This is a genomic window from Azospirillum sp. TSH20 (assembly GCF_003115935.1).
Lineage (GTDB): Bacteria > Pseudomonadota > Alphaproteobacteria > Azospirillales > Azospirillaceae > Azospirillum.
Window position 1 is genome coordinate 16824 of sequence record NZ_LGQU01000018.1, and the last position, 25469, is coordinate 42292.

Below are 25469 nucleotides of genomic sequence, written 5' to 3' on the forward strand. Positions count from 1 at the left end.
CGCAACGGGGCGGTCATTACGAATCGTGATGACGGCATAATGCCTATTCGTTTCCAAGGGAATGGCGCCCGCCCCATTGTCGGTCTCCGAACCCTTTGGAGTGTCCGATCATGTCGCTGTTCGCCGCCTGGACCGGTGCGGTTCTCGGGGCCGCCCGCATGGAGTTGCCTGTCATGCCGGAGCCCGCGGTGCCGGAGCCGCGGCGCTTCCGCCTTGCCTACAACCCGGTGCCGTCGGCCCTTCCCGTGTTCGGCCATCGCCTGATGGCGGAACAGGCGCCGTCGTCGGTGCGCTCGCCGCTGGCAGTCCGGGACCGGCTGCGGCTTGAGAAATAGGCGGGCGCCAGCCTATCCTGCCGCCGACAAGAAAGCCGGGAGGAACGGGCGATGTCGCGGGTCTATGTGCTGTATACCGGGGGCACCATCGGGTGCGTGACCAATCCCGACGGGGCGCTGGCCCCGGTGCCGGGCGCGGAGTTCGAGAAGCTGGTGCTGGCGGTGCCCGGCCTGTCGGGCCACCGGGTGCAGGATTACCCGGACCTGAACTGGACCATGGACTGGTTCGACCGCACGCTCGACAGCTCCAACATGACGCCGGCGGACTGGGTCGCCATCGCCCGGCGGCTGCTGTCGGTCTATGACCGGTATGACGGTTTCGTCGTGCTGCACGGCACCGACAGCATGGCCTACAGCGCGTCGGCCCTGTCCTTCCTGCTGCCCGGCCTGTCGAAGCCGGTGGTGTTCAGCGGGTCGCAGGTGCCGCTGTCCTTCACGCTGAGCGACGCGCCGGCCAATCTGGTCGGCGCCATCGTGGTGGCGGGAACCCTGCCGGTGCCGGAGGTCTGCGTCTATTTCGACACCAAGCTGCTGCGCGGCAACCGCTCGTCCAAGGTCGACGCCAACCGCTTCGCCGGCTTCGATTCGCCGAACTTCCCGCCACTCGCCAGCGTCGGCAGCGTGGTCGCCCGCAACGAGCCCCATTGGCTGCCGATGCCGGACAAGAGCGTTTCACTGGCCGAGCCGGACAACCGGGCCAAGCGGCTGGCAACGTTGGACGCCCTGCCGGCGGCGCTGGCGGGGTTCTCCGTCGTCATGCTGTGGCTGTACCCCGGCATTCGGGCGAGCACGGTGTCGGCGATGCTGACCGCCACCAGCCCGGCGGCGAAGGGGGCGGTGCTGCTGGCCTTCGGCGAGGGCAACGGCCCGACCGATCCGGAGTTCCTCGGCGCCCTGTCGGCGGCGGTGACGGCCGGGGTCGTGCTGATGGACAACACCCAGGTGCAGCGCGGCGCGGTGCTGCCCGGCGCCTATGCCACCGGGTTGGGCGCCGTCGGTGCGATCGGCGCCTATGACATGACGCCGGAGGCGAGCTACGCCAAGCTGGTCTGTTTGCTGGCCGGCGGTTTGGACGCCGAGGCAGTCAAGGCGGCGATGCCGGTGCCGCAGGCGGGCGAACTGACGGTGATCGGGGATTGAGAGTTGTTGTCCGGAGGCGGGGGCGTCGGTTGGACCCTCCGCCTCCGGCAGACGGTTACTGGCCCATGCCGGGCTGGTTCGGCGACATGGTGCCGCGGTTCATCGTGCCGTTGCCCATAGTGCCCTGATTCATGGAGCCTTGGTTCATCGACCCGCGGTTCATGGTGCCGGTGCCCATGGAGCCCCTGTTCATCGAATCGCTGTCCATCGACCCGCGATTCATGGCGCCAGACCCCATACCGCCCATGGAGCCGCCCATCTGGCCGCCCGCTCCACCCGTCGAGCTGCCGTAGCCGGTGTTGGCCTGATTGCTGTACTGGGCGAGCTGCTGCAGTTCGCTGGCGTCCTGCATGACGATGATCTGCTTGCCCCGCCGTTCGAACGAGGCCGGCGGCAGCATGACGGTCTGGCCGGACTTGGCGAGCTTCAGCTCGACCATCGTCTGGCCCTGGGCATCGGTGGTCACATTCTGGACGGTGCCGGCGACCGGCCCGCCATGGCGGTGGACCACCCGCTTGCCGATCATGGCCCGGCTGGCCTGGACGTCGCGGGCGCCGCTGTCCATCGTGCCGTTGGCGACCGCATTGGACCTTGCCGACCCGCTGGTCTGGGCATGGCCCGGCGCGGCAACGGCCATCAGCATCAGGGCCGGAACCGCGGCGGCGAGAAACTTGCGCATGTCATCCTCCCGGAATTGAACCACAACAGGGGAGGCGCCGCGCAGACGCGGCGCCCTTATCCCAGAGTGATGACACGCAAGCGCCGGATTTGTTTCCGGAGGAGAGCAGGAAATCGGCGCTTCTGCATGCTCATACACAATTTTCTAATCCTCAAGTGCGCGTCACCATAGGGCTACAATGATCGTCAGCCATGGGCCGACGATGCACCCGCTCGACCGCATGAGCATCGCCGTCAGCGTGAAACCGCTTTATTGGGAGTTGCTGCAGACCCCCGGTGCGGGCCAGGACATGTCCATAGATCTATATGTCGAACTCCATGCCTTCATCCGTAACCTCGAAAAATTGGCCCCGCTGGCTCCGCACCATTTGCGTGGGTGATCTGCGTGAAATTTTGGCGGATCGGACGAGTGAGCGGTTTTTGGGCAGTCAAGGAAATTCAGGGTGGAGAGTATCCCTTCTTGCGAAAAACTGTTGAGAATGCGAGCGTGCGCTGATTCTATGACTATGAATTTCCGTAGTAGGCGCTGGCGTTCTATGGGTTGGAGCGAATGATGTCGGACAGTGGCTTTGCAGCGGCCGAGCCCAGCAATCTGCCGAAAAATGCCGTTCACCAGCTTGCCGAGCAAGTCGCCCGGATGCTGGAGTTCGAGCCGGGTGGCGATCTGTCCAAGGTTCTGCAGCGGATGGGCGGCCGTCTGGCCTATCGCCAGTTCTCCGGGCTGGGCGAGAGCGACTCGGGTTCCCTGCATGTCTATGGCGACGGAAACTTCGAGATCAACCTGTCCATCAATACCAGCCTTGCTCGTGACCGTTTCACCATCGCCCATGAGATCGGTCATTACGTCCTGCATTACCTCTGGCGGCGTCAGAACGGCCAGACCGTGCCGGACAAAATGGTTGCAGCCCGTTATGGCTCTGACCGGTCCGAATGGGAGGCGAATTGGTTTGCAGCGGCCTTCCTGATGCCGGCGGAAAGTTTTTCTGAATATCATCGTGAAGTGCAGGGGAATCTTCACAAGATATCCGAAAAATTCGGTGTATCCCTGAAGGCCGCTGAGGTCCGTGCGGAGGCGCTTGGGCTCTCGAAGGTTTGAGACTTGCTATGAGCTTTGAAGATGTTCCAGAGTTTCTTCGCCCCAAGTTGAGGTTGTTTTTAAGCATCGATTTGGTTGGCTCCACTGCTTTCAAGCAGGGAGGTGTTTTTCCTATCCAAAAACCGAAGCATGACGCCGGGATTGAGGACGTCAATGTCCGATGGCTTCCGGCTGTATCAGGATTTTACAAGGATATTCAGGAAAAGTTTGCGACGCATTGGGACAGCTACTGCGATAGCCTGTCGGCCGGAATCGATTGGAAGAAAGGTGAGCCGCCCCAGCTTTGGAAAAGCAACGGGGATGAGCTTGTTTACGTTAAGGACTTGGTGGATTCGATAGAGTGTTTTGCAACAATCAGCTGCTGGCTGAAAGTGGCGCGCGATTACAGGAACCAATTGCGGGAAAAAAAGCAAAAGCTTGATGTCAAGCTTGCTGCCTGGACGGCTGGGTTTCCAATTTCAAACACGGAAGTCATTTTTCAGTCTCTGGAAAAAAGCGATGCGCTAGACGGTGTATATTCCCTTCCGGAATATGTTCATTTTCATCTCCTCGATACTTGGCACAATTGTCCAGAAGAAAGGGTCGGTCTTGTCAGGGATTTTATAGGTCCGTCCATGGATACGGGATTCCGGATTGCAGCCAGATCGACGTCGCGAAAATTCATGATCTCTGCGGAACTGGCTCTTCTCATAGCAAGCGTAAACGATCCACTGGGACATGACGACATAGACATTCATTTTGACGGCAGCGAGTCTCTAAAAGGGGTATTGGGGGGCAATCCTTACCCGTTGTTCTGGATAGATACGCTGAAGGGCGATTCTTTTTCCAGGGCAGAAGACGACGTAAAGAGACAAGTCCGTTCTGAAAAAAGCAGTGTAAGAAATTTCTGCAATATCTTCATTAGAAGAAATGAAGACTATATGCTTTACCCGTTTATTGTAACAGACGCTGATCCTCAGTTGAGAACGCTTCCACCAAACTACAAAGAGACAATAGAGTGCTTGGCGAATTGGTGGCAGTCGGTCAAGGAGAACGACAAGGCAAGGCAGCGGTCAGACAGTGACGAACCTCCTGTCGAAAAACTAGGCCCCGATACCGGTCATGTTGCCGCCGTCGATCTGAGCGTCAAAATTCCGGGCATTGGCCAGGGGGCCGCCTAACATATTCGATAAGATAAAAAAGGCGGGCCGAAGCCCGCCTTTCCGTATCCTTACTCGTCGCCCATCTTGAGCGCCGCGATGAAGGCGCTCTGCGGGATTTCGACCTGGCCGAACTGGCGCATGCGCTTCTTGCCTTCCTTCTGCTTGTCCAGCAGCTTGCGCTTGCGGCTGATGTCGCCGCCGTAGCACTTGGCGGTCACGTCCTTGCGCATGGCGCTGATGCTCTCGCGGGCAATGATCTTGCCGCCGATGGCAGCCTGGACGGCGATCTTGAAGAGCTGGCGCGGGATCAGCTCCTTCAGGCGTTCGCACAGCTGACGGCCGCGGCGTTCGGACTGGCTGCGGTGGACGATCATCGACAGGGCGTCCACCGGCTCGGCATTCACCAGGATCGACAGCTTCACGAGGTCGCCTTCCTCATAGCTGTCCATCTGGTAGTCGAAGCTGGCATAGCCGCGGCTGATCGACTTCAGCCGGTCGTAGAAGTCGAACACCACCTCGTTCAGCGGCAGGCGGTAGACCAGCATGGCGCGGGAGCCGGCGTAGGTCAGCTCGATCTGCTGGCCACGCCGCTCGGTGCAAAGCTGCAGGACGCCGCCGAGATACTCGTCGGGCAGCATGATGGTGGCCTTGATCCACGGCTCGTCGATGTGGTCGATCCGCATCACGTCGGGCATGTCGGCCGGGTTGTGCAGGTCCCGCACCGTCCCGTCGGTCATCGTCAGCTTGTAGACCACCGACGGCGCGGTGGTGATCAGGTCGAGGTTGAACTCGCGCTCCAGCCGCTCCTGGATGATCTCCAGATGCAAGAGGCCGAGGAAGCCGCAGCGGAAGCCGAAGCCCAGCGCCGCCGATGTCTCCGCCTCGTAATGGAAGCTGGCGTCGTTCAGCTTCAGCTTGCCCAAGCTGTCGCGCAGCCGCTCGAAATCGGCGGCGTCGACCGGGAACAGGCCGCACCACACCACGGGGATGGACGGCTTGAAGCCGGCCAGAGCCTCGGTCGCCGGCTTGCGCTCGTCGGTGATGGTGTCGCCGACCTTGGTCTGGGTGATGTCCTTGATCGCGGCGGTGATGAAGCCCATCTCGCCCGGCCGCAGCTCACCGGTCAGCAGCGCCTTCGGCGTGAAGACGCCGACGCGGTCGACGTCATGGGCCGAGCCGGCGGCCATGAAGCGCACCTTCTGCCCGACCTTCAACACGCCGTCGACCACGCGCACCAGAATGACGACGCCGAGATAGGGGTCGTACCAGGAATCGACCAGCAGGGCCTTCAGCGGCGCGTCGGCATCGCCCTTGGGCGGCGGCAGCCGCTTGACCACCGCCTCCAGCACCGCGCCGATGTTGAGGCCGGACTTGGCCGAGATCTCCACCGCGTCGGAGGCGTCGAGGCCGATCACGTCCTCGATCTGCTGCTTGATCCGCTCCGGCTCGGCGGCGGGCAGGTCGATCTTGTTGAGGACCGGGATGATCTCGTGGTTGTTGTCGATCGCCTGATAGACGTTGGCGAGCGTCTGCGCCTCCACGCCCTGGGAGGCGTCGACCACCAGGATCGAGCCCTCGCAGGCGGCCAGGGACCGGCTGACCTCATAGGCGAAGTCGACGTGGCCGGGGGTGTCCATCAGGTTCAGCGTGTACTGCTTGCCGTCCTCCGCCTTGTAGAGCAGGCGGACGGTCTGGGCCTTGATGGTGATGCCGCGCTCGCGCTCGATGTCCATGCTGTCGAGCACCTGTTCGCGCATCTCGCGCGCGTCGAGGCCGCCGCACTGCTGGATCAACCGGTCGGCAAGGGTGGACTTGCCATGATCGATGTGGGCGATGATCGAGAAATTGCGGATGTGCGAGAGGTCAGTCATCGGGGCCCGGACAAGCGATAGTTTGCCGGGAACATAGGGCGGACGGGGGATGGGCGCAATGATGGTGTGGTGGGGCGGGCGGATGCGAAGCCCCAGGGGGGCCTCGCCGGGGCCTCACCGCCCAGCGATCCCCCGGTACAGCTCCATGTACTCCTCCGCCGGCCCGTGCCAGCCGAAGTCCCGCGTCATGGCGCGGCGTTGCATCGCGTGCCAGCGCTCCGGCTTGCGGTAGACGGTCAGCGCCCGGCGCAGGGCCCAGACCAGTTCCTGGCCGGTGGCGTTGACGAACTGGAAGCCGGTGGCGCTGCCGTCGGCACTGGCGGCGGGGTTGGCGTCGATCACCGTGTCGGCTAGGCCGCCGGTGCGGCGGACCAGCGGCAGGGTGCCGTATTTCAGGGCGTAGAGCTGGGTCAGGCCGCAGGGCTCAGAGCGGGACGGCACCAGGAACAGGTCGGAACCGGCCTGGATGCGGTGGGACAGCGGCTCGTCATAGCCGACGCGGACGCCGATGGAGTGCGGGTGCCATTGGGCGAGGTGGCGGAAACCGGCCTCGCTGGAGGCGTCGCCGCTGCCGAGAACCACCAGCTGGCCGCCCCAGGACACCCATTGGCTGGCGGCCTCCAGAACCAAGTCCAGGCCCTTGTGCCAGGTCAGGCGGCTGACCACGGCGGCGAGCGGGGCGTCGGGGCGGCGGTCGAGGCCGAAGGCGGATTGCAGGTCGGCCTTGCAGGCGTCCTTGCCGCCCAGGTCGTCGGGGGTGTAGCGGGCGGGGAGGTGCGGGTCGGTCGCCGGGTCCCACACGGCGTAATCGACGCCGTTCAGGATGCCGGTCAGCACGTCGGACCGGGTGGCGAGCAGGCCCTGCAGGCCGGTGCCGTGTTCCGCCGTCTGGATCTCGTTGGCGTAGGTCGGGCTGACCGTGGTCAGGCGGTCGGCGTAGAAGCAACCGGCCTTCAGGAAACTGATGTTGCCGTAATACTCGACGCCGTCGATGCGGAAGCTGGAGGAGGGCAGGCCGATGTCGCCCATCATCCAGGGGCCGAAGACGCCCTGATAGGCGATGTTGTGGATGGTCAGCACGGTGCCCGGCCGGAAGGGGGCGGCGAAGCGGTCGGGGCGCAGGGTCAGATAGGCGGGGATCAGCCCGGCCTGCCAGTCATGGCCGTGCAGGATGTCGGGCCGCCACCAGGGATCGTAGGAAACCTCCGACGCGAAGCCGGCGGCGACCCAGGCGAGCGCGGCGAAACGCAGGGCGTTGTCGGCCCAATCCTTGCCGTCCGGACCGAGATAGGGGTTGCCGGGACGATCGTACAGCGACGGCGCGTTCAGCGCATAGGCGAGGACCCCGTCGGCGGTGCGGCCGATGCACAGCTGGGCGCGGTCGCAGCCGGGCAGGTCGGTGATCAGGTCGCCGACCTCGTGCAGGTTCTGCAGGCTGTTGAGAACGGCGGGATATCCCGGCAGCAGCAGGCGGACATCGGCGCCGGCGGCGTTCAGGGCCGGCGGCAGGGCGGCGGACACGTCCGCCAGCCCCCCCGTCTTGACCATCGGGTAGCATTCGGACGTGACGTAAAGGACGCGCATCGGGAAGGCACTCGGGTGAAAGGCGGGAGGGGCGAAAGGCGGGGGAAGGCTGGCCTGTAGCTCACTTGGCCGTCATCCCCGCGAAGGCGGGGATCCAGGCTGTTCCGAAGATCGGCTTCGGGAACTGGATTCCCGCCTTCGCGGGAATGACGGCCGCAGGGGTGAGGGGTCGGCTTCGCTCGGAGGGGGAGGAGGCTTCCTACTCCTTCGGCAGCTTCTCGATCATCTCGCGGGTGATGAGGACGACGCCGCCCTCGCTGCGGTGGAAGCGCTTGGCGTCCAGCTCCGCGTCCTCGCCGACGACGAGGCCGTTGGGGATGCTGACGCCGCGGTCGATCACCACCTTCTTCAGGCGGCAATGACGGCCGATGTCGCATTCCGGCAGGACCACCGCCTCGTGCAGCTCGCTGTAGGAGTTGACGCGGACTGAGCTGAACAGCAGCGACCGCCGCACGGTGGAGCCGGAGATGATGCAGCCGCCCGACACCAGGCTGTCCACCGCCATGCCGCGGCGGTTCTCGTCGTCGAAGACGAACTTCGCCGGGGGCAGCTGTTCCTGATAGGTGAAGATCGGCCAGTCGCGGTTGTACAGGTTCAGCTGCGGCGTGACGTGGCAGAGGTCCAGGTTGGCTTCCCAATAGGCGTCGATGGTGCCGACGTCGCGCCAGTAGGGGGCGTCGTCGGGCGCGTCGATGATGGCGCTGTCGGCATAGTCGTGGGCGATGATCCTGGCGCCGGTCTTCACCAGATGCGGGATGATGTCCTTGCCGAAATCGCGGCTGGAGCCGGGGGTGGCGACGTCGCGCTCCAGCTGGTCGTAGAGGAACTGGGCGTTGAAGACGTAGATGCCCATGCTGGCCAGCGCCAGATCGGGGCGGCCGGGCATCGGCGGCGGATCGGCCGGCTTTTCCACGAAGTCGATGATGCGGCGGTCGTTGTCGATGTGCATCACGCCGAAGCCGCTCGCCTGTTCGCGGGGAACGGCGATGCAGGGAACGGTGACGTCGGCCTGCCGGTCGATGTGGTCGAGCAGCAGCGCGCCGTAATCCATCTTGTAGATGTGGTCGCCGGCCAGGATCAGGACATATTCCGGCTCGTGGTCGCGCAGGATGTCCAGGTTCTGGTACACGGCGTCGGCGGTGCCCTGGTACCACTCCGTCTCGCTGACGCGCTGCTGGGCCGGCAGCAGGTCGCAGAACTCGTTCATCTCGCCGCGGAAGACGTTCCAGCCGCGCTGGAGATGGCGCAGAAGGCTGTGCGACTTGTACTGCGTCAGCACGCCGATGCGGCGGAAGCCGGAATTGACGCAGTTGGACAGCGCGAAGTCGATGATGCGGTACTTGCCGCCGAAATAGGTGGCCGGCTTGGCCCGCCGGTCGGTCAGTTGCTTCAGACGGCTTCCGCGTCCCCCGGCCAGCACCAGCGCCACCGCACGTCGCGGTGCGAGGCGCAGATCGCGTTTGTCGAGCATGGCCGTTACCCCCTTTGCCTTATTCTTGCGGCCGCGGGCGAGCGGCCAATCCAATTGGAGGCGTTGACGGTGCCACATCTCGCCGCCATGTCCAATAGGCCCGGCGTCGGGTTTGCCTCGGCTTACCCGCCGGATCTTCAACCCGCGGTCCTAGGAGGAAAGCGGTGGAGAATGCGGGGCAAGCCGAAAGGACTGGATGGACGGGGTAGGGTGCTGCCCGATGTCGCGCCCCCGATGCCGCTCCAGTGACCGCCGCGCGGGCCGATCTCTGCCTAAATTTTCATCATCTGCCGGAATGGCAGCCAGAATGCCGGGCCAGATCAGGGAGTCCGGTCCTGCCGATCGGTCGAAAGCCCGAAAATTGCAGCAGAATGAGGGTTCCGGAGCCTGCCTGTTTTCTGTGCAGACACCGGGTGCGACTCGTCCGGGGCTGCCCGTTCGGGGGTCCGGTCCTGGGACAACCCTGACGATTCCAAGCCGTTTTCGACTGGCACGCTTCTTGTAACGCTGGAGGCGTCCTTGGTCCCGTCCGCCGCCCCGTCTTTGCCGGGGACGGGGCGACCGGGACGGGGTCGCCCCAGTGCGGTGCCCAGCGCGCGGAACACCTCCGGTGCCGCGCCGGCCGTATCGGGGCGGGAGCGATTTTGGAGAAAGAGGAGCCTCGATGAACCGTCTGTTCCTTCTGGCCGCACCGATGATGGCGGTTGCTCTGGGCACGGTCGGCATGCCGGCCGCAGCCCTTGCCCAAGATGCGGCCGCGGCCGCCGCTGCTGCCGCGCCGGCGGCTCCGGCGCTGAATGGCGGCGACACCGCCTGGATGCTGATCTCCACCGCGCTGGTGCTGATGATGACCATCCCCGGCCTGGCGCTGTTCTACGGCGGCATGGTCCGCAAGATGAACGTGCTGTCGACGGTGATGCAGAGCTTCGCCATCACCTGCCTGATCAGCGTCCTGTGGTACGTGATCGGCTACAGCCTGGCCTTCACCGGCACCGGCGCCTATGTCGGCGGGCTCGACCGGCTCTTCCTGAACGGGCTCGACTTCTCGAAGGCCTTCGTGCTGGGCGAGGCGACGGGGTCGGGTGTCGCGACGACGATCCCCGAGCCGGTCTTCATGATGTTCCAGATGACCTTCGCGATCATCACCCCGGCCCTGATCACCGGCGCCTTCGCCGACCGCATGAAGTTCTCCTCGCTGCTGGTCTTCACCGCCCTGTGGTCGATCGTGGTCTATGCGCCGATCGCTCACTGGGTCTGGTATCCGTCGGGCTTCCTGTTCGGCCTGGGCGTGCTGGACTTCGCCGGCGGCACGGTCGTGCACATCAACGCGGGTGTCGCCGGTCTGGTCGCCGCGCTGGTGATCGGCAAGCGCAAGGGCTACCCGAAGGAAGCCTTCATGCCGCACAACCTGGTGCTGTCGCTGATCGGCGCCTCGCTGCTGTGGGTCGGCTGGTTCGGCTTCAACGCCGGTTCGGCCCTGACCGCCGGTCCGCGCGCCGGCATGGCGCTGGCCGCCACGCACATCGCCACCGCCGGTGCCGCCATGGGCTGGCTGTTCGCGGAGTGGATCGTCAAGGGCAAGCCGTCGATCCTCGGCATCATCTCCGGCGCCGTCGCCGGTCTGGTCGCGGTGACCCCGGCCGCCGGCTTCGTCGACCCGACGGGCGCCATCATCATCGGCATCGTCGCCGGCGTGGTCTGCTTCTGGTCGGCCACCAGCCTGAAGCACATGCTGGGCTATGACGACAGCCTGGACGCCTTCGGCGTGCACGGTGTCGGCGGCCTGATCGGCGCCATCCTGACCGGCGTGTTCGCCAAGATGTCGGTGTCCAACAGCGAAGGCGGCTTCGCCTCCGTCCTGCAGGCCGACCCCAACGCCACGCTGGGCCTGCTGGAAGGCAACGCCGCCGCCGTGTGGATCCAGGTCCAGGGCGTGCTCTACACCATGGTGTGGTGCGCCGTCGCCACCTTCGTCCTGCTGAAGGTCGTCGACGTGGTGATGGGCCTGCGCGTCGAGGAGGATGTGGAGCGCGACGGTCTCGACCTCGCCCTGCATGGCGAGAGCATCCACTAAGACAAATCCCTTTCCCACGGGTCTCTTCGAGAAGGCCGCCGGTTCTCCGGCGGCCTTTTTCGTTTGGATTGTTGCACGGGCGGAAACGCTGTGGCGCGGGCGGGCCGGCTTCACGGCGGGGCCGGGGCGGACTACCTCTGGTGCAACGTCATTGTGCTTTGCCAGGAGTTGCCGCCATGTCTACCAAGCCCGCCACCCCCGGTGTCCGTCCGGTGCTCGCCGCCGTGGAGGGCATGGCCACCTCCGACGGGGCCGGGGTCAGCATGACCCGCATGCTGGGCACGCCCCGCCTGCGCACGCTCGACCCCTTCCTGATGCTTGACCTGTTCGGCTCGGACCAGCCGACCGACTATCTCGCCGGCTTCCCCGACCATCCTCACCGCGGGTTCGAGACGGTGACCTACATGCTGGCCGGCCGCATGCGCCATGCCGACAACCATGGGCATGAGGGCGTGATCGAGACCGGCGGCGTGCAATGGATGACCGCCGGCCGCGGCCTGATCCATTCGGAGATGCCGGAGCAGACCGAAGGGCTGATGCGCGGCTTCCAGCTGTGGATCAACCTGCCGGCCCGGCTGAAGATGACCGACCCGCGCTATCAGGAGTTCCCGGCCGCTTCCATTCCGGTGGAGCGGCGCGAGGGTGGGGCGACCGTCACCGTCATCGCCGGCGACACCGCCCGCGGCACGGCCGGGCCTGTGCGGGCCGAGGCGACCGACGCCCGCTATTTCGACGTGACGCTGCCGCCGTCGGTGTCCTTCGCCGAACCGCTGCCGGCCGGCCACACCGCCTTCCTGGTGCTGTTCGAAGGCACGCTGGATGTGGGCGGGGAGGGAGCTTTGTCGGGGCCGCGGGTGATCGTGCTGGGCGACGGCGAGCGGGTGGAGGCGGTGGCCGGGCCGGACGGCGCCCGCTTCCTGCTGCTGGCCGGCAAGCCGATCGGCGAGCCGATCGCCTGGGGCGGTCCCTTCGTCATGAACACGCGGGAGGAGGTGATGCAGGCCTTCCGCGACTTCGAGGAAGGGCGCATCTGATCGCCCGATGCTGCGCGGGGCCGGTCCTCATGGTCTGCCCCACGCGGCATCTCGTGCCTTGCACCCCCGCCGTCCCCGGTTATCATGGCGCATTCCGTATTAACACCAACGATGGCGGGGAGCCGGGGCGATGCGAGCAAAGGGTCTGATGGGCGGCTTCAGGGCGGCTGCGGCTGCGGCACTGCTGGCTCTGACGCTTGCCGGGGGACTTTTCTCCGCCAAGCCGGCCGCCGCCGTGGACTTCTCCAAGGCCGCCGCCGATTTCGGGCCCGAGGGCGCCTGGACCAACCAGTGCGACATCGACCGGATGACCGACAGCAAGACCTGCCGGCTGATGATCTACCGCCTGTTCGACGACGGGAAGGATGTCGGCTTCATCGCGCTCAGCATCATTCCGACCGGCAACGACTTCCACCTGTTCCTGACCACCAGCCAGGGCCTGATCGACCGCTGCGCCATCCGCGTCGACCGCCAGCCGCGCATCGAATCGCATGTGGCGACGCTGAACATGTGCATGTTCCCGAACTTCGTGTCCGGCCGCGTCGCCGACCAGTTCCGCAACGGCTCGTCCATCCTGGTCCGCGTCAACTCCCCCCGCATGGGCAAGCGCGACATCGACTTTCCGCTGAACGGGTTTTCCCGCACCTTCGAGGAGATGCAGCGCAGCCTGCAGTGAGGGGGATGCTAAACGCCCTCTCCCGCCCCGGGAGAGGGAGGGGACCCGCGCCGCAGGCGTGGGGAGGGTGAGGGGCTATCCGGACATGGATTTCTGATCCTCGCCTCACCCCTCACCCTTCCCATGCTCCGCATGGGCCCCTTCCCTCTCCCGGGGCGGGAGAGGGAGCGCTGACGCCTTACCCCGGCAGGCGGTAGCCCGCAGCCGGTTCGTGCATCGGGCAGCCGTTGCGGTCCATGCGGAATTCGGCGGAGCGGTCGTAGGCGAGGCGGCGGGCGCGCATGATCGAACCCAGCGGCCGGTGCGCCGCCAGCCCGTGCCAGGGGCTGAAGGACAGCCGGTCGTCGCCGGCTCGCGACCGTTCCTCGCTCCACGCCGTCTGCGCCGGCACGGTGAGGCGGGCGACGGTGCGGTAGGGGCTCAGCTCCTCCGGCCACAGCACGCTGGCATCCTCCACCGGCATGCGCTCCTCGTCGGTGCGCAGCTGGGCGCGCAGTTCCCAGACGGCTTCGTTGTCGCGGAAGAACTCCACCACCGCTTCGCGCAGACCGTTCGGCTTGCCGTTGACGGTCAGCGCCGCGCCGGCCAGCGCGGTCAGTTCCGGAGACACCGGAACGATCTGCAGCTTGGCGATATGGTCGCCGAAGCGCAATGCGGCCTGGCTGTAGAATGTTTCGCCCAGAATGTGGGTTTCCGGGTGGCCGCCCAGCGTCTTCAGCGTGGCGCTCTCGCCGCCGAAGGCCTCCACCACCCGTTCGGCGGCACGCAGGCCGGCCGACAGCACCGTCTTCGCCGTCTCCGCCCGGTCGGTGGTGGCGGCCAGCAGCTTCAGCGTCTTCAGGAACTGCTTGGCGTCGGGGGCCGAGAAGACCGGGGCGTTGGCCATGACGAAATCCTGCGTGGCCTCGTCCTCCGATCCCGGCATCCGGTCGCCGGACACGCCCAGCACCTTCACCGCCAGACCACGCGGGGTCGATACGCTGTCGGGCAGGATGTCGCCCGGCGTGGTCGACAGCCGCAGGATCGCCGGATAGCTCTCCGGCCGCGCGAACAGGCCCTGGGCCAGTTCCGCCGGCAGATCGTCCAGCACGTCCAGCCGGCCGATCAGCAGCCCGTGGCTCTTGGCATGGACGCTGCGGTTCGCATGGCCGCTGTCCTCGAAGGTCTTGGCGCTGATCGACAGCAGCGTTTCGGCCAGTTCCTCGAAGATTCGGGCTTCGTCGGGACCGGGATTTTCGACCGACGGGGCGTAGGGCAGGGGCTTGGCAGTGGGCTGGGAAAAGGCAGCGGACAAGGGGCCGGCTCCGGATTGGGGAAGGGGCGGGGTGCAGCCGGGACAACAGCCGGATTGTGTCGTCCGTTCCGCAACGATTCGCCGGAGCCGGCGGAGGTTAATGACCAGGCCTGGCATCCGCCTTTGCTGTTCGCACTGCACAAAAAGAGGCGGGATTACAAATAATCAAGCACGACCCATGCGGGTGTGGTTTGGGAGTATTCCAATCTTCTATGGAAATTAACCAAGAGTATTGGAAGATCCCTTATAAGAAGTCTGTGGCGCTGAGGTGCCTTGCCTGCTTATCCTTCAAGGTGGGAGGGTCGGAGATTTTCGATCACTTTGCGGAGTTCGAAAAGTCCGGCCGGATCGGCGACCGAAGGATGCTCCATGACCAGCTGGCCTGCGATACGTCCCATCAGGTGGGTGCGCGGCTGCGTCCTGCTGCTGGGACTTCTGCTGGCGGCGATGGCGTCCTCCGCCGCCGGACGGCCGTCGGCGGCGAACCGGACGGTGCTGGTCCTGCATTCCTACCACCAGGGCTACGAGTGGACGCATGGTCAGGCCGACGGTATCACCAAGCTGTTGGAGGTGGAGGCGCCGACCGCGATCGTGATTGCCTATTACCTGGACTGGAAGCGCTTTCCGGACCGGAGCGGCCTGGAGCTTCTGCGGGCACTGATCGCCTTTCGCCATCCTCAGGGCACCGTCGATGCCATCATCACCACCGACGATGCGGCATTGGAATTCGCTCTCGACCTGCGGCGGGAATTGTATGGGCCGGTGCCGCTGGTGCATGGCGGCGTGATCGCGGCAACGGCACGCAAGCTGACCGCAGGCGAGCGCAATGTGGTCGGGGTGGACGAGGGCAAGGACATCGAAGGAACCGTCCGCATGGCGGCTGCGGCCAACCCGAAGCTGCGCCACCTGTTCCTTCTGCGCGACCAGACCGAATCGGGACTTGCCCTGGATGTCGAGGTCGAGGCGCTGGCGGCGGCCGGCCGTCTTCCCGCCGGGCTGGAGCGGCATGTGCTGCCCGACCTGCCCTTCGCCCGGCTGGAGGATCGGCTGGCGACCCTTCCGCCCAACAGCGCCGTGCTGCTCGGGAGCTATGCTTCCGATGCCGACGGGGTGGTTCTGCCGCCCGAGGAGTTCCTGGACCTGATGAGCGAGCGGAGCAGAGCGCCGATCTATGGCCTGCAGGACTTCCTGCTCGGCCACGGCATCGTCGGCGGCAGCCTGCTGAGCGCACAGGAGCACGGCCGGGCGGTGGGAAGGCTGGCCGCCAGGATGTTGAACGGGGACGGGGTGTCCGATCTGCCGGCGGAGGCGAACCGCTCCGTTTCACGCGCGGCGGATTACCGGCAGGCGGAGCGGTATGGCATCGACGCCATGTCGTTCGGGCCGCTCGACCGGCTGATCAACAAGCCCTTCTCCTTCATGGAGACCTACCGCTGGCTGGTGGTGACGGTCGGCGGCGTGCTGCTGCTGCTGTTCGGCATGGTGCTGGTGCTGTCCTTCGCGCTGCGCGAACGCCGGATGGCCGAGGCGGCGCTGCGGGTGAGCAACGATGCGCTCAGCGACTCGCGCCGGGAGCTGCAGGCCAAGGTGGAGGAGCTGACCGCCAGCAAGGAGGCGTTGCGCGGGCGTGAGCGGTGGATGCGGCTGGTGGCCGAGGCGTCGCGCGACATCATCTGGACCTGGGACGTCGTCAAGGACCGCCGGGTCCTGTCCGGTCGGGTCGAGGAACTGCTGGGGGTGGATGCCGTCAGCATCAATTCGCTGGCGGCCTGGTTCGACCGCGTCCACCCGGATGACCGCGCGCATGCGGAAGAGGAGCTGTGCCGCCACCTGTCGGGCGAACTGCCGGAATACCGGGTGGAATACCGCGTCCGTCACCGCGACGGCAGTTACCTGTGGCTGTACGCCACCGGCAAGGCCCTGTTCGACGAGCAGGGGCATCCGACGATGATGGGCGGCTCCTACACCGACATCACCGCCCAGAAGCAGCAGCAGGCGCGGCTGGACCATCTGGCCCATTATGATTCGCTGACCGGGCTGCCCAACCGGCTGATGCTGGAACGGCATGTCGACCGGCTGATCGCCGACAACAGGGCGTGCGGCAAGGCCGGGTCGCTGGCGCTGCTGTTCCTCGACATGGACAATTTCAAGTTCATCAACGACGGGTTCGGCCACAAGGCGGGCGACGAGCTGCTGGCGATGATGGGCCGGCGCATCAGCGAGGGAGCGGGCGAGGGGCTGTTCATCGCGCGGCTGGGCGGCGACGAGTTCGTGGTGGTCGTCCAGGGCGGCGACGCCGGTGCCCCGGCGGAGGTGGCGCGGCGGGTGGAGCAGGCTCTGGCCGCGCCCTTCCTGGTCGAAGGGCAGCATTTCTACGTTTCCTGCAGCATCGGCATCGCGCGCTATCCCTGGGACGGCCGCTGTTTCGACGATCTGCTGCAGAATGCCGACACCGCCATGTACCGGGCCAAGGACAATGGGCGCGGAAGCATCTGCACCTTCACCGCCGACATGAACCTGAACGTGGTGGAGCGCATGCAGCTGCTCAGCCGCGCCCGGCTGGCCTTCGACCGCCAGTCCTTCAGCCTGCATTACCAGCCGCAGGTCGCGACGGCCGACGGCCGGGTCCGCGGCTTCGAGGCGCTGGTCCGCTGGACCGATTCGGAACTGGGGCCGGTGTCGCCGGACCGCTTCATTCCGGTGTGCGAGGATTCGGGCCTGATCGTACCGCTCGGGCTGTGGGTGCTGGAGACCGCCTGCGTCGAGGCGGTCGGGCTGGCCTGCCGCAGGGCCGGCGACGTGACGATGAGCATCAACATGTCGGCGGTCCAGCTGGCCCAGCATGATTTCGTGCCGCGGGTGCTGGAGATCCTGGCCCGCACCGGATTGCCGCCGCACCGGCTGGAGCTGGAGATCACCGAGTCGCAGATGATCGGCTCGCTCGACGCCGCCATCGGCAAGCTGAACGCGCTGCGGCAGGCCGGCATCCACATCGCGCTGGACGATTTCGGCACCGGCTATTCGTCGCTGACCTATCTGCGGACGCTGCCGATCAACACGCTGAAGCTGGACAAGGCCTTCATCGACGACGTCCACCGCCGCCCCGACGCGCGCAGCATGGTGTCGTCCATCTCGCGCATCGCCCACGACCTGAGCCGCAGCGTGGTGGCCGAAGGGGTGGAGGAGGCGGCCCAGTGGGAGGTGCTTGCGCAGATGGGCTGCGACCTGATCCAGGGCTATTTCATCAGCCGGCCGCTGCCGGCCGACCGCATCGACGCCTTCCTGGCGGCCTGGGAGGAGCGGCGGGCCGGCTTGCCGCTGATCGACGGCGATGATGTGGTGGTCGGCATGCCCTGCGCCGCGGCGACCCGGCCGCCGTCGCCGGTGTCATGATTTGGGGAAGGGCCGTAAACGCAAAACGCCCCGCAGGCGGACTGCGGGGCGCTTTCGGAGGCTGGGCTTGTCGGACCGGAGAGGTCGCGCTCAGTGCCGCGTGCGGGCCGGGGTGATGTAGACGCCGTCCCAATCGACGCCGAACAGGGCGTCGTCGCCGGCCTCTTCCACCAGGTCGTCATATTCGTGGGCCTCGATCAGCCCGAAGATGGAGGCGGTGCCGGAGGCGTCGAGGTCGCAGGTCACCACATGGCCGCCCACCTCGACGGAGGTGAAGAACACTTCCGGCAGTTCCATGCTGTCCAGGTCGGCGGTGACGGCGGCTTCGATCTCGTGGATGGAGCGGGACGACAGCGACACGCGCAGCTTGGCCGCCTGGGAGGCCCAGACGATGCGCTTGACGTGCGCCGGCTCCTTCATCTCTGCGACGCCCGGCGCCTCGTCGCCTTGGCCGGCCATCGCGATCATCCGGGAAACCAGGGTCGAGGTGCTGCTGGGTGCGCGCATTGAAGCCTCCGCTCGTTCGATGACGACAGATTTGCGCGCAGGCGGTTAACGGGGTCTTAAGCCGGTACCGGGGCTAAAGCCTTACCCCCGCAGGAGTAGGCTTATCCGTTCGGTTCTAGGGGGCGGCAAGGGCGGCGGCGACCCCTGCCGCGACCCGCGCGTTGTTGCGGATCAGCGCGATGTTGGCGGTCAGGCTGCGCCCGCCGGTGATGCGCTCCAGCGCCGCCAGCAGGTGGGGGGTGATGTCCTTCCCCTTGATATTGTTGGCTTCACCATCGGCCAGCGCCTGGGTGACCGCGGCTTCCATCAGGTCGGCGTCCAGCTCGTCGGCCGGTGGGATGGGGTTGGCGAGCAGCACGCCGCCTTCCAGGCCAAGCTGCCATTTCGCCCGCAGGATGTCTGCCACCTGTCGCACGTTGTCACAGCGATGATCGACGGGCAGGCCGCTGCGGCGGCTGTAGAAGGCGGGAAATTCGTCCGTGCCGAAGCCCAGCACCGGGACTCCGCGGGTTTCCAGCACCTCCAGCGTCTTGGGCAGGTCGAGAATCGACTTGGCGCCGGCGCAGACCACGCAGACGGAGGTGCGGGCCAGCTCGTCGAGGTCGGCGGAGATGTCGAAGCTGCTCTCCGCCCCGCGATGGACGCCGCCGATGCCGCCGGTGGCGAAGACGGAGATGCCGGCCAGCCGCGCCCCGATCATCGTCGCCGCCACCGTGGTGGCGCCGATGCCGCCGCCGGCGAGCGCGATGGGCAGATCGCGGCGGCTCAGCTTGCGCGCCTTGTGGCCGGCGATGGCCAGCCGTTCCAGCGCCGTGTCGTCCAGCCCGATGCGGATGCGGCCGTCCATCACCGCGATGGTGGCGGGGATGGCGCCGGCGGCCCGCACCTCCGCCTCCAGCGCGCGGGCGGTCTCCAGATTCTGCGGATAGGGCATGCCGTGGGAGATCACGGTCGATTCCAGCGCCACCACCGGGCGGCTCGTGGCAAGCGCGTCGGCAATCTCGGGGGTCGGCAGCAGGATTGGGTGCATGCGCTGGGTCTCCGGTTGTCGCGCCCTATATTAGGACGCATGTCCGCTGCACAACAATCCAATCAGGCTGGGTCCAAACCCGATCGCCCGCATCCTGACAAATGGATCAGGGTCCTGCCCGAGGGGCTCTATGTCGAGCCGGGAGGCTTCTACATCGACCCGGTGCGCCCGGTGGAGCGCGCGGTCGTCACCCACGGCCATTCCGACCACGCAAGGCCCGGCAACCGCCATGTGCTGGCGACTCCCGGCACGCTCGCCATCATGCGCCAGCGGATGGGCGAGGGGGTGGGGGGAAACCTGCAGCCGCTGGAGTATGGCGAGAGCTTGCGCATCGGCGACGTGGCGGTGCGGCTGGTTCCGGCCGGCCATGTGCTGGGCAGCGCGCAGGTGGTGCTGGAGCATGCCGGGTCGCGCGTGGTGGTGTCGGGCGACTACAAACGGCGGCTCGACCGCACCTGTGCGCCGTTCGAGCCGGTGCCCTGCGACGTCTTCGTGACCGAGGCGACCTTCGGCCTGCCGGTGTTCCGCCACCCGCCCGACCTGGGGGAGGTGCAGAAACTGCTGCATTCGATGGCGCTGTTCCCGGAGCGCAGCCATGTCGTCGGCGTCTATGCGCTCGGCAAATGCCAGCGGCTGATCACCTTGCTGCGGGCGGCGGGGTACGACCGGCCGATCTGGCTGCATGGCGCGCTGGAGCCGCTGTGCCGGCTCTACAGCAGTCTGGGGGTGGAGTTGGGGGATCTGCGGCCGGCGACGGTGGCGGCGAAGGAGGATCTGAAGGGCGCGCTGGTGCTGGCCCCGCCGGCGGCGGTGGCCGACCGCTGGGCGCGGCGGCTGGCCGATCCGGTGGTGGCGGTTGCGTCGGGATGGATGCGGGTGCGCCAGCGTGCCCGCCAGCGCGGGGTGGAGCTGCCGCTGGTGATCTCCGACCATGCCGATTGGGACGAGCTTTGCCAGACGCTGGAGGATGTCGGTGCGCCGGAGGTCTGGGTGACCCATGGCCGCGAGGAGGCGCTGGTCCATTACGCCACCAGCCGCGGCATCCGCGCCCGCGCGCTGGCGCTGATCGGCTTCGAGGATGAGGATTCGGAAGGGATTTCGGAGAAGGCCGGGGAAGGGGAGGCGTCGTGAACCGCTTTGCCGCGCTGATCGACGCGCTGGTCTTCATGCCGTCGCGCAACGGCAAGATCCGCCTGCTGGTCGAGCATTTCGCCACCGCGCCGGACCCCGAGCGCGGCTGGGCGCTGGCGGCGCTGACCGGGGCTCTGAGCTTCCGCGAGGCCAAGCCGGCGGCGATCCGCGAACTGGCGGCGAGCCGGGTCGATCCGCAATTGCTGGCGCTGTCCTACGACTATGTCGGCGATCTGGCGGAGACGGTGGCGCTGATCTGGCCGGAGCGTGCTGAACGCGCGAACAGTCTGCCGCCCAGCCTGGACGAGGTGGTGGAGGGGCTGCGGGCCGCCAAGCGCGGGCAGGTGATCGGGCTGGTGGAGGGCTGGCTCGACACGCTCGACTCGTCGGGGCGGTTTGCGTTGCTGAAGCTCATCACCGGGGCGCTGCGCATCGGCGTGTCGGCGCGGCTGGCCAAGACGGCGCTGGCGGAGTGGGGAAAAGCGGCGCGGCCGGAGGTCAGCGTCGATGACGTGGAGGAGGTCTGGCACGGGCTGACCGCCCCCTATGCGGAGCTGTTCGCCTGGCTGGAGGGGCGGGCCGAGCAGCCGGCCACCGGCTCCGGTGCCGGCTTCCGCCCGATGATGCTGTCCCACCCGCTGGAGGAGGAGGACCGCGCCGGGCTCGACCCCGCCGCCTATGCCGCCGAATGGAAATGGGACGGCATCCGCGTGCAGATGGTGGCGCGCGGCGGCGAGCGGCGGCTCTACAGCCGCACCGGCGACGACGTGTCGGGCGCCTTTCCGGACATCGTCGACCATATGAGCTTCGACGCCGTGCTGGACGGCGAGCTGCTGGTGGCGCGCGACGGGGTGGTGGCGCCCTTCAACGATCTGCAGCAGCGCCTCAACCGCAAGACGGTGACGGCGCAGATGCTGCGCGACGGGCCGGCCTGGGTGCGGCTCTACGACATCCTGTTCGACGGCGAGGAGGATTTGCGCGGCCTGTCCTTCGTCGAGCGGCGCGCCCGGCTGGAGCGCTGGTTCGAGGCGGTGCAGCCGCGGCGGATGGATTTGTCGCCGATGGTGCCCTTCACGGCCTGGGACGAGCTGGTGGCGTTGCGCGAGGGCGCGCGGGAGAACGGCATCGAGGGGCTGATGCTGAAACGGCGCGACAGCGCCTATCTGGCCGGGCGGCCGAAGGGGCCGTGGTTCAAATGGAAGCGCGGGGCGCTGACGCTCGACACCGTGATGATGTACGCCCAGCGCGGCCACGGGAAGCGGTCGAGCTATTATTCCGACTACACCTTCGGCGTCTGGCGAGGGGAGGAGCTGGTGCCGGTCGGCAAGGCCTATTCCGGCTTCACCGACGCCGAGCTGATAGAGCTGGACCGCTGGGTGCGCAACCACACCACCCGCCGTTACGGCCCAGTGCGCGAGGTCGAGGCCGGGCTGGTGCTGGAGGTCGCCTTCGACAGCGTGCACCCCTCCAACCGGCACAAGAGCGGGCTCGCCATGCGCTTCCCCCGCATCCACCGCATCCGCTGGGACAAGCCGGCGCACGAGGCCGACCGGCTGGAAACGCTGGCGGCGATGGTGGTGGGGTAAGACTCCCTTACCGCAGCGGCGCCGTCACCACGTCGACGGAGGTTTCCGCCACGGTGCCGACGACATCCACGGCGGTGCCGGCGATGCTGGCCGCACCGCTGGCCACGCCGGTGACGGCACCGCAGCCGCTCAGCGAAGCGCCCAGCAGCAACAGGGCGGCGAGCGGGAGACGGCGGCGGGAAGCGGGGCGGCGGGACATGCTGTCCTCCAGAAAACCAAGGGGCTGGAACGAAACCGAGGGCATTGCAGCACGCAATCCCCACCGAAAGGTTAATTCGGGCATTTGGCACAACAGCCGTGAAATCTACCGTCCTGCGAAGAAGCGATCACTGATCTTCAATATTACAAGTAATTAATAGTGGTGTAATACCTTGATATAGGTTTCCGCAAAGATAGGGCGGACTTAAAAGAAATCGGCATGGCTGCCATGAGTATTCATCCGACTTTGCGGAATGTTTCTGCGTGGCCGCGTTCATTTCCGGCCCCATATCAGGCCTGCCGAGCGACGAATGACGTCTGCGAGCAATCGACTGGTAGGGAAAGACACCGATGCGCGACGGATCCTTTGCCGATCTCACCGCCCCCTACGACCGGGTGGCTCTCGTCCTGCAAGGCGGCGGAGCGCTGGGGGCCTATCAGGCGGGCGTCGTCGAGGGGCTGTTCAAGCACGACATCCATCCAACCTGGGTGGCCGGCGTGTCGATCGGCGCGGTCAACGCGGTGCTGATCGCCGGCAATCCGCCGGAGCGGCGCTGCGCCGCGCTGGCGGAGTTCTGGGCCCGCGTCGCCCCGCCCTCGCCCTGGGAGCATGCGGAGGCGCTGTGGCGGCGGCTCGATCCCGACGGCCCGTCGATTTCCATCCTCAACCAATGGAGCGCGTGGCGGACGGCGCTGTCCGGGCAGCCGGGCTTCTTCCGGCCGCGGCCGGCGGTGGAATGGGCGGCGGCCGGCCCCTTCGCCGGGCCGACCAGCGTCTATGACACCGCGCCGCTGAAAAGCACGCTGGAGGACCTGATCGACTTCGACAGGATCAACCGGGGCGATGTCCGGTTGTCGCTGGGCGCCGTCAATGTGCGGACCGGCAACTCCATCTATTTCGACACCGAGACCCACCGGATCGGCCCGGAGCATGTGATGGCCAGCGGCGCCCTGCCGCCCGGCTTCGCCCCCGTGGAGATCGACGGCGAGTTCTATTGGGACGGCGGGCTGGTCTCCAACACGCCGCTCGACCATGTGCTGGAGGACCAGCCGCGCCGCGACACGCTGGTCTTCCAGGTCGACCTGTGGAGCGCCAGCGGTCAGGTGCCGCGCGGCATGTCGGAGGTGCTGGAGCGGCAGAAGGACATCACCTATTCCAGCCGCACCCGCTTCAACACCGACAAGGTCACCTACGAGCAGACCCTGCGCAACCAGCTGGTCACGCTGCTCGACCGGCTGCCCGGCGATCTTCGCGACACGCCGGAGGCCAGGGCGCTGCGGCGCGCCGCCTGCGGGGCGGCGATCAACATCATCCACCTGATCTACCGCCGCAAAAGCTACGAGCGCGACAGCAAGGACTACGAGTTTTCCAACGCCGGCATGCGCGAGCATTGGGAGAGCGGCCTTGCCGACACCCTCGCCACGCTCGCCCATCCGGAATGGCTGGCGATGCCGTCGCGGCTGGACGGTCCCGTCACGCACGATTTGCGGCGCCCGGCCCTCACCGAAATGCCAACCGATGCAGATTGAACGAAGGAGCGGACCCATGCGTTTGCAGGACAAAGTCGCCGTCATCACCGGGGCGGCGAGCGGAATCGGGCTGGAAATCGCCCGGACATTCGCCGGCGAGGGCGCGCTGGTCGTCATCGCCGACCTCAACCAAGCCGGTGCCGACGCCGCGGCGGCCAGCCTCGATCCCACCGGCAAGCGGGCGCTGGGCGTCGCCATGGACGTGACCGACGAGGCCCAGGTCGAGGCCGGCATGGACCGCGCCGTCGCCGCCTTCGGCCGCATCGACATCCTGGTCAGCAACGCCGGCATCCAGACGGTGGCGCCGGTCGAACAGTTCGAGTTCGCCAAGTGGAAGCAGCTTCTGTCCATCCATCTGGACGGCGCCTTCCTGACCACGCGCGCCGCCCTGCGGACGATGTACAAGCAGGGAAGCGGCAGCATCATCTATATGGGGTCGGTCCACTCCAAGGAGGCGTCGCCGCTGAAGGCGCCCTATGTCACCGCCAAGCACGGGCTGATCGGCCTCGCCAAGGTGGTCGCCAAGGAAGGGGCGGCGCATGGCGTGCGCGCCAACGTGATCTGCCCCGGCTTCGTCCGCACCCCGCTGGTCGAGAAGCAGATCCCCGAACAGGCCAAGGAGCTGGGCATCTCCGAGGAGGAGGTGGTCAAGACCGTGATGCTGAAGGAGACCGTCGACGGCGAGTTCACCACGGTCGAGGACGTCGCCCAGGCCGCCCTGTTCTTCGCGTCCTTCGGATCGAACGCGCTGACCGGCCAGTCCCTGGTCGTCAGCCATGGCTGGTTCATGCAATAGGCGGAACGCCGCCGGACTGAAAAAGGCGTCGGGCCAATGGCCCGACGCCTTTTCCGTTTGGAGATGAGTTGGTTCGCTGAGAGACCATTATCGGCCGTCATCCCCGCGGAGGCGGGGATCCAGGCTGATTCGCTTCTAAACCTTTGGAACCTCTGGATTCCCGCCTTCGCGGGAATGACGGCCGAGAGATGCTCATGACGTGAGCATCAAACCTCGTGAACTCTCAGAACTCCTTCCAGTCGTCGTCGTCGCTGGTGCTGTGCTTCAGGACCGGGACCGCAGCGGTGCCGCGCGCGGGGGAGTCGGTGCGGGCGGACGGCTTGGTCGTCGCGACCGCGTGGGCCGTGCCGTTGCCGCGGGCGGCAGGCTTCGCCGTGGGCTTGGCGGCGGTGCGGGACGGGGCCGCGGCGGCGCGGCGCGTGGTGGCGGCCGCTTGGGCGGTGTGGGCAGCGGCATGGACGGCGACCGGCGCGCGCGGAGCCGCGGCGTAACCGAAGCCGGCCGCCTGTTCGAACTTGAAGAAGCCGACCAGCGACTTCAGGTCGCCGGCCTGACCGCTCATCGCCTGGGCGGCGGCGGTGGTCTCCTCCACCAGGGCGGCGTTCTTCTGCGTCATCTCGTCCATGTTGGCGACGGTCGAGTTGATCTCGTCCAGCGCCGTCGCCTGCTCGGCCGAGGCCGACGCCATCTCGGCGATCAGGGTCGCCACCTGCTGCACGCCGGACACGATGCCCTGCAGCGCGTCGCCGGCCTTGCTGACCAGATCGACGCCGTCCTTCACCTGGGCGTCGCTGTCCAGGATCAGGCCCTTGATTTCCTTCGACGCCTGGGCGGAGCGCTGGGCGAGCTGCCGCACCTCCTGCGCCACCACGGCGAAGCCGCGCCCGGCGTCGCCGGCCCGCG

General features: G+C 66.8%; 22 protein-coding genes. 13 read left to right on the plus strand and 9 right to left on the minus strand.

Translation table 11 applies throughout. The features are described from left to right. The first annotated feature begins 110 nt into the window (after nt 1-110). Nucleotides 111-335 (plus strand): hypothetical protein, encoded by a 225-nt coding sequence (locus tag TSH20_RS04880; RefSeq protein WP_109073683.1) that lies wholly within the window; start codon nt 111-113, stop codon nt 333-335. Nucleotides 336-386: 51 nt separating this feature from the next. Next, nucleotides 387-1475, plus strand: a complete 1089-nt coding sequence (locus TSH20_RS04885) for an asparaginase (protein WP_109073684.1) — start codon at nt 387-389, stop codon at nt 1473-1475. A 55-nt stretch (nt 1476-1530) separates the two neighbouring features. Here the strand turns inward: TSH20_RS04885 and TSH20_RS04890 are convergent, their stop codons facing one another. After that, entirely contained in the window at nt 1531-2154 is a 624-nt protein-coding gene (locus TSH20_RS04890; protein ID WP_109073685.1) for a hypothetical protein, read from the minus strand. Nucleotides 2155-2332: 178 nt separating this feature from the next. On the opposite strand from TSH20_RS04890, the gene TSH20_RS04895 reads away from it, so the two are divergent. The 3 genes from TSH20_RS04895 to TSH20_RS34575 all read left to right on the plus strand — a co-directional run bounded on the left by TSH20_RS04895 (nt 2333) and on the right by TSH20_RS34575 (nt 4409). Continuing rightward, on the plus strand, nt 2333-2533 hold the full coding sequence (locus TSH20_RS04895) for a hypothetical protein (RefSeq protein WP_109073686.1): 201 nt from the start codon (nt 2333-2335) through the stop codon (nt 2531-2533). A gap of 170 nt (nt 2534-2703) precedes the next feature. Next, on the plus strand, nt 2704-3249 hold the full coding sequence (locus TSH20_RS04900; protein WP_199232147.1) for an ImmA/IrrE family metallo-endopeptidase: 546 nt from the start codon (nt 2704-2706) through the stop codon (nt 3247-3249). Between the two features lie 8 nt (nt 3250-3257). Continuing rightward, nucleotides 3258-4409 carry a hypothetical protein gene (locus tag TSH20_RS34575; RefSeq protein ID WP_146205477.1) on the plus strand — a complete coding sequence of 384 codons (1152 nt, stop codon included), beginning with the start codon at nt 3258-3260 and terminating at the stop codon, nt 4407-4409. 50 nt (nt 4410-4459) lie between these two features. On the opposite strand, the gene lepA is transcribed toward TSH20_RS34575, so the two are convergent. The 3 genes from lepA to glgC all read right to left on the minus strand — a co-directional run bounded on the left by lepA (nt 4460) and on the right by glgC (nt 9317). Next, nucleotides 4460-6262, minus strand: coding sequence for a translation elongation factor 4 (gene lepA / locus TSH20_RS04905; RefSeq protein WP_109073687.1), 1803 nt, complete (start codon nt 6260-6262; stop codon nt 4460-4462). 114 nt (nt 6263-6376) lie between these two features. Continuing rightward, complete coding sequence (gene glgA / locus TSH20_RS04910; RefSeq protein ID WP_109073688.1) at nt 6377-7846, minus strand: glycogen synthase GlgA; 1470 nt, start codon at nt 7844-7846, stop codon at nt 6377-6379. Between the two features lie 199 nt (nt 7847-8045). Beyond that, the gene (gene glgC, locus TSH20_RS04915; RefSeq protein WP_109073689.1) at nt 8046-9317 is read right to left on the minus strand and encodes a glucose-1-phosphate adenylyltransferase; all 1272 of its coding nucleotides are present in this window, start codon (nt 9315-9317) and stop codon (nt 8046-8048) included. A gap of 664 nt (nt 9318-9981) precedes the next feature. Between glgC and TSH20_RS04920 the strand changes: the two genes are divergently transcribed. The 3 genes from TSH20_RS04920 (at nt 9982) to TSH20_RS04930 (ending at nt 13101) form a co-directional block, all read left to right on the plus strand. Next, complete coding sequence (locus TSH20_RS04920; protein ID WP_109073690.1) at nt 9982-11391, plus strand: ammonium transporter; 1410 nt, start codon at nt 9982-9984, stop codon at nt 11389-11391. A 176-nt stretch (nt 11392-11567) separates the two neighbouring features. Next, nucleotides 11568-12425, plus strand: coding sequence for a pirin family protein (locus TSH20_RS04925; protein ID WP_109073691.1), 858 nt, complete (start codon nt 11568-11570; stop codon nt 12423-12425). A gap of 130 nt (nt 12426-12555) precedes the next feature. Beyond that, nucleotides 12556-13101: a hypothetical protein gene (locus TSH20_RS04930; RefSeq protein WP_109073692.1), complete on the plus strand. Its 546-nt coding sequence runs from the start codon at nt 12556-12558 to the stop codon at nt 13099-13101. Nucleotides 13102-13279: 178 nt separating this feature from the next. On the opposite strand, the gene TSH20_RS04935 is transcribed toward TSH20_RS04930, so the two are convergent. Beyond that, nucleotides 13280-14395 carry a catalase family protein gene (locus TSH20_RS04935; RefSeq protein ID WP_247871685.1) on the minus strand — a complete coding sequence of 372 codons (1116 nt, stop codon included), beginning with the start codon at nt 14393-14395 and terminating at the stop codon, nt 13280-13282. Nucleotides 14396-14764: 369 nt separating this feature from the next. Between TSH20_RS04935 and TSH20_RS04940 the strand changes: the two genes are divergently transcribed. Further along, nucleotides 14765-17788, plus strand: coding sequence for an EAL domain-containing protein (locus TSH20_RS04940; RefSeq protein ID WP_109073694.1), 3024 nt, complete (start codon nt 14765-14767; stop codon nt 17786-17788). Between the two features lie 90 nt (nt 17789-17878). Here TSH20_RS04940 and TSH20_RS04945 read toward each other — a convergent pair whose 3' ends face one another. Continuing rightward, nucleotides 17879-18295, minus strand: coding sequence for a hypothetical protein (locus TSH20_RS04945; RefSeq protein WP_109073695.1), 417 nt, complete (start codon nt 18293-18295; stop codon nt 17879-17881). 115 nt (nt 18296-18410) lie between these two features. After that, the gene (locus TSH20_RS04950) at nt 18411-19325 is read right to left on the minus strand and encodes a pseudouridine-5'-phosphate glycosidase (RefSeq protein ID WP_109073696.1); all 915 of its coding nucleotides are present in this window, start codon (nt 19323-19325) and stop codon (nt 18411-18413) included. A gap of 39 nt (nt 19326-19364) precedes the next feature. On the opposite strand from TSH20_RS04950, the gene TSH20_RS04955 reads away from it, so the two are divergent. Next, a complete protein-coding gene (locus tag TSH20_RS04955) occupies nt 19365-20456 on the plus strand; it encodes a ligase-associated DNA damage response exonuclease (RefSeq protein WP_109073697.1) in 1092 nt (363 codons plus the stop codon). Beyond that, on the plus strand, nt 20453-22042 hold the full coding sequence (locus TSH20_RS04960; RefSeq protein ID WP_109073698.1) for a cisplatin damage response ATP-dependent DNA ligase: 1590 nt from the start codon (nt 20453-20455) through the stop codon (nt 22040-22042). Before TSH20_RS04955 ends, TSH20_RS04960 begins: the two co-directional genes overlap by 4 nt. A 7-nt stretch (nt 22043-22049) precedes the next feature. Here TSH20_RS04960 and TSH20_RS04965 read toward each other — a convergent pair whose 3' ends face one another. Further along, nucleotides 22050-22241 carry a hypothetical protein gene (locus TSH20_RS04965; protein ID WP_085087561.1) on the minus strand — a complete coding sequence of 64 codons (192 nt, stop codon included), beginning with the start codon at nt 22239-22241 and terminating at the stop codon, nt 22050-22052. Nucleotides 22242-22591: 350 nt separating this feature from the next. Between TSH20_RS04965 and TSH20_RS04970 the strand changes: the two genes are divergently transcribed. Continuing rightward, nucleotides 22592-23770 (plus strand): patatin-like phospholipase family protein, encoded by a 1179-nt coding sequence (locus tag TSH20_RS04970; protein ID WP_109073699.1) that lies wholly within the window; start codon nt 22592-22594, stop codon nt 23768-23770. Nucleotides 23771-23786: 16 nt separating this feature from the next. Continuing rightward, nucleotides 23787-24566: a 3-hydroxybutyrate dehydrogenase gene (locus TSH20_RS04975; protein WP_109073700.1), complete on the plus strand. Its 780-nt coding sequence runs from the start codon at nt 23787-23789 to the stop codon at nt 24564-24566. Between the two features lie 223 nt (nt 24567-24789). Here TSH20_RS04975 and TSH20_RS04980 read toward each other — a convergent pair. Next, the coding region (locus TSH20_RS04980; protein ID WP_247874434.1) for a methyl-accepting chemotaxis protein at nt 24790-25469 on the minus strand (680 nt) is incomplete at its 5' end.

Bases quoted from the DNA above. Each gene is read 5' to 3' on its own strand.
- TSH20_RS04880 (WP_109073683.1), top strand. From the start codon at position 111: ATGTCGCTGTTCGCCGCCTGGACCGGTGCGGTTCTCGGGGCCGCCCGC.
- TSH20_RS04885 (WP_109073684.1), top strand. From the start codon at position 387: ATGTCGCGGGTCTATGTGCTGTATACCGGGGGCACCATCGGGTGCGTG.
- TSH20_RS04890 (WP_109073685.1), bottom strand. From the start codon at position 2,154: ATGCGCAAGTTTCTCGCCGCCGCGGTTCCGGCCCTGATGCTGATGGCC.
- TSH20_RS04895 (WP_109073686.1), top strand. From the start codon at position 2,333: ATGATCGTCAGCCATGGGCCGACGATGCACCCGCTCGACCGCATGAGC.
- TSH20_RS04900 (WP_199232147.1), top strand. From the start codon at position 2,704: ATGATGTCGGACAGTGGCTTTGCAGCGGCCGAGCCCAGCAATCTGCCG.
- TSH20_RS34575 (WP_146205477.1), top strand. From the start codon at position 3,258: ATGAGCTTTGAAGATGTTCCAGAGTTTCTTCGCCCCAAGTTGAGGTTG.
- lepA (WP_109073687.1), bottom strand. From the start codon at position 6,262: ATGACTGACCTCTCGCACATCCGCAATTTCTCGATCATCGCCCACATC.
- glgA (WP_109073688.1), bottom strand. From the start codon at position 7,846: ATGCGCGTCCTTTACGTCACGTCCGAATGCTACCCGATGGTCAAGACG.
- glgC (WP_109073689.1), bottom strand. From the start codon at position 9,317: ATGCTCGACAAACGCGATCTGCGCCTCGCACCGCGACGTGCGGTGGCG.
- TSH20_RS04920 (WP_109073690.1), top strand. From the start codon at position 9,982: ATGAACCGTCTGTTCCTTCTGGCCGCACCGATGATGGCGGTTGCTCTG.
- TSH20_RS04925 (WP_109073691.1), top strand. From the start codon at position 11,568: ATGTCTACCAAGCCCGCCACCCCCGGTGTCCGTCCGGTGCTCGCCGCC.
- TSH20_RS04930 (WP_109073692.1), top strand. From the start codon at position 12,556: ATGCGAGCAAAGGGTCTGATGGGCGGCTTCAGGGCGGCTGCGGCTGCG.
- TSH20_RS04940 (WP_109073694.1), top strand. From the start codon at position 14,765: ATGACCAGCTGGCCTGCGATACGTCCCATCAGGTGGGTGCGCGGCTGC.
- TSH20_RS04945 (WP_109073695.1), bottom strand. From the start codon at position 18,295: ATGCGCGCACCCAGCAGCACCTCGACCCTGGTTTCCCGGATGATCGCG.
- TSH20_RS04950 (WP_109073696.1), bottom strand. From the start codon at position 19,325: ATGCACCCAATCCTGCTGCCGACCCCCGAGATTGCCGACGCGCTTGCC.
- TSH20_RS04955 (WP_109073697.1), top strand. From the start codon at position 19,365: ATGTCCGCTGCACAACAATCCAATCAGGCTGGGTCCAAACCCGATCGC.
- TSH20_RS04965 (WP_085087561.1), bottom strand. From the start codon at position 22,241: ATGTCCCGCCGCCCCGCTTCCCGCCGCCGTCTCCCGCTCGCCGCCCTG.
- TSH20_RS04970 (WP_109073699.1), top strand. From the start codon at position 22,592: ATGCGCGACGGATCCTTTGCCGATCTCACCGCCCCCTACGACCGGGTG.
- TSH20_RS04975 (WP_109073700.1), top strand. From the start codon at position 23,787: ATGCGTTTGCAGGACAAAGTCGCCGTCATCACCGGGGCGGCGAGCGGA.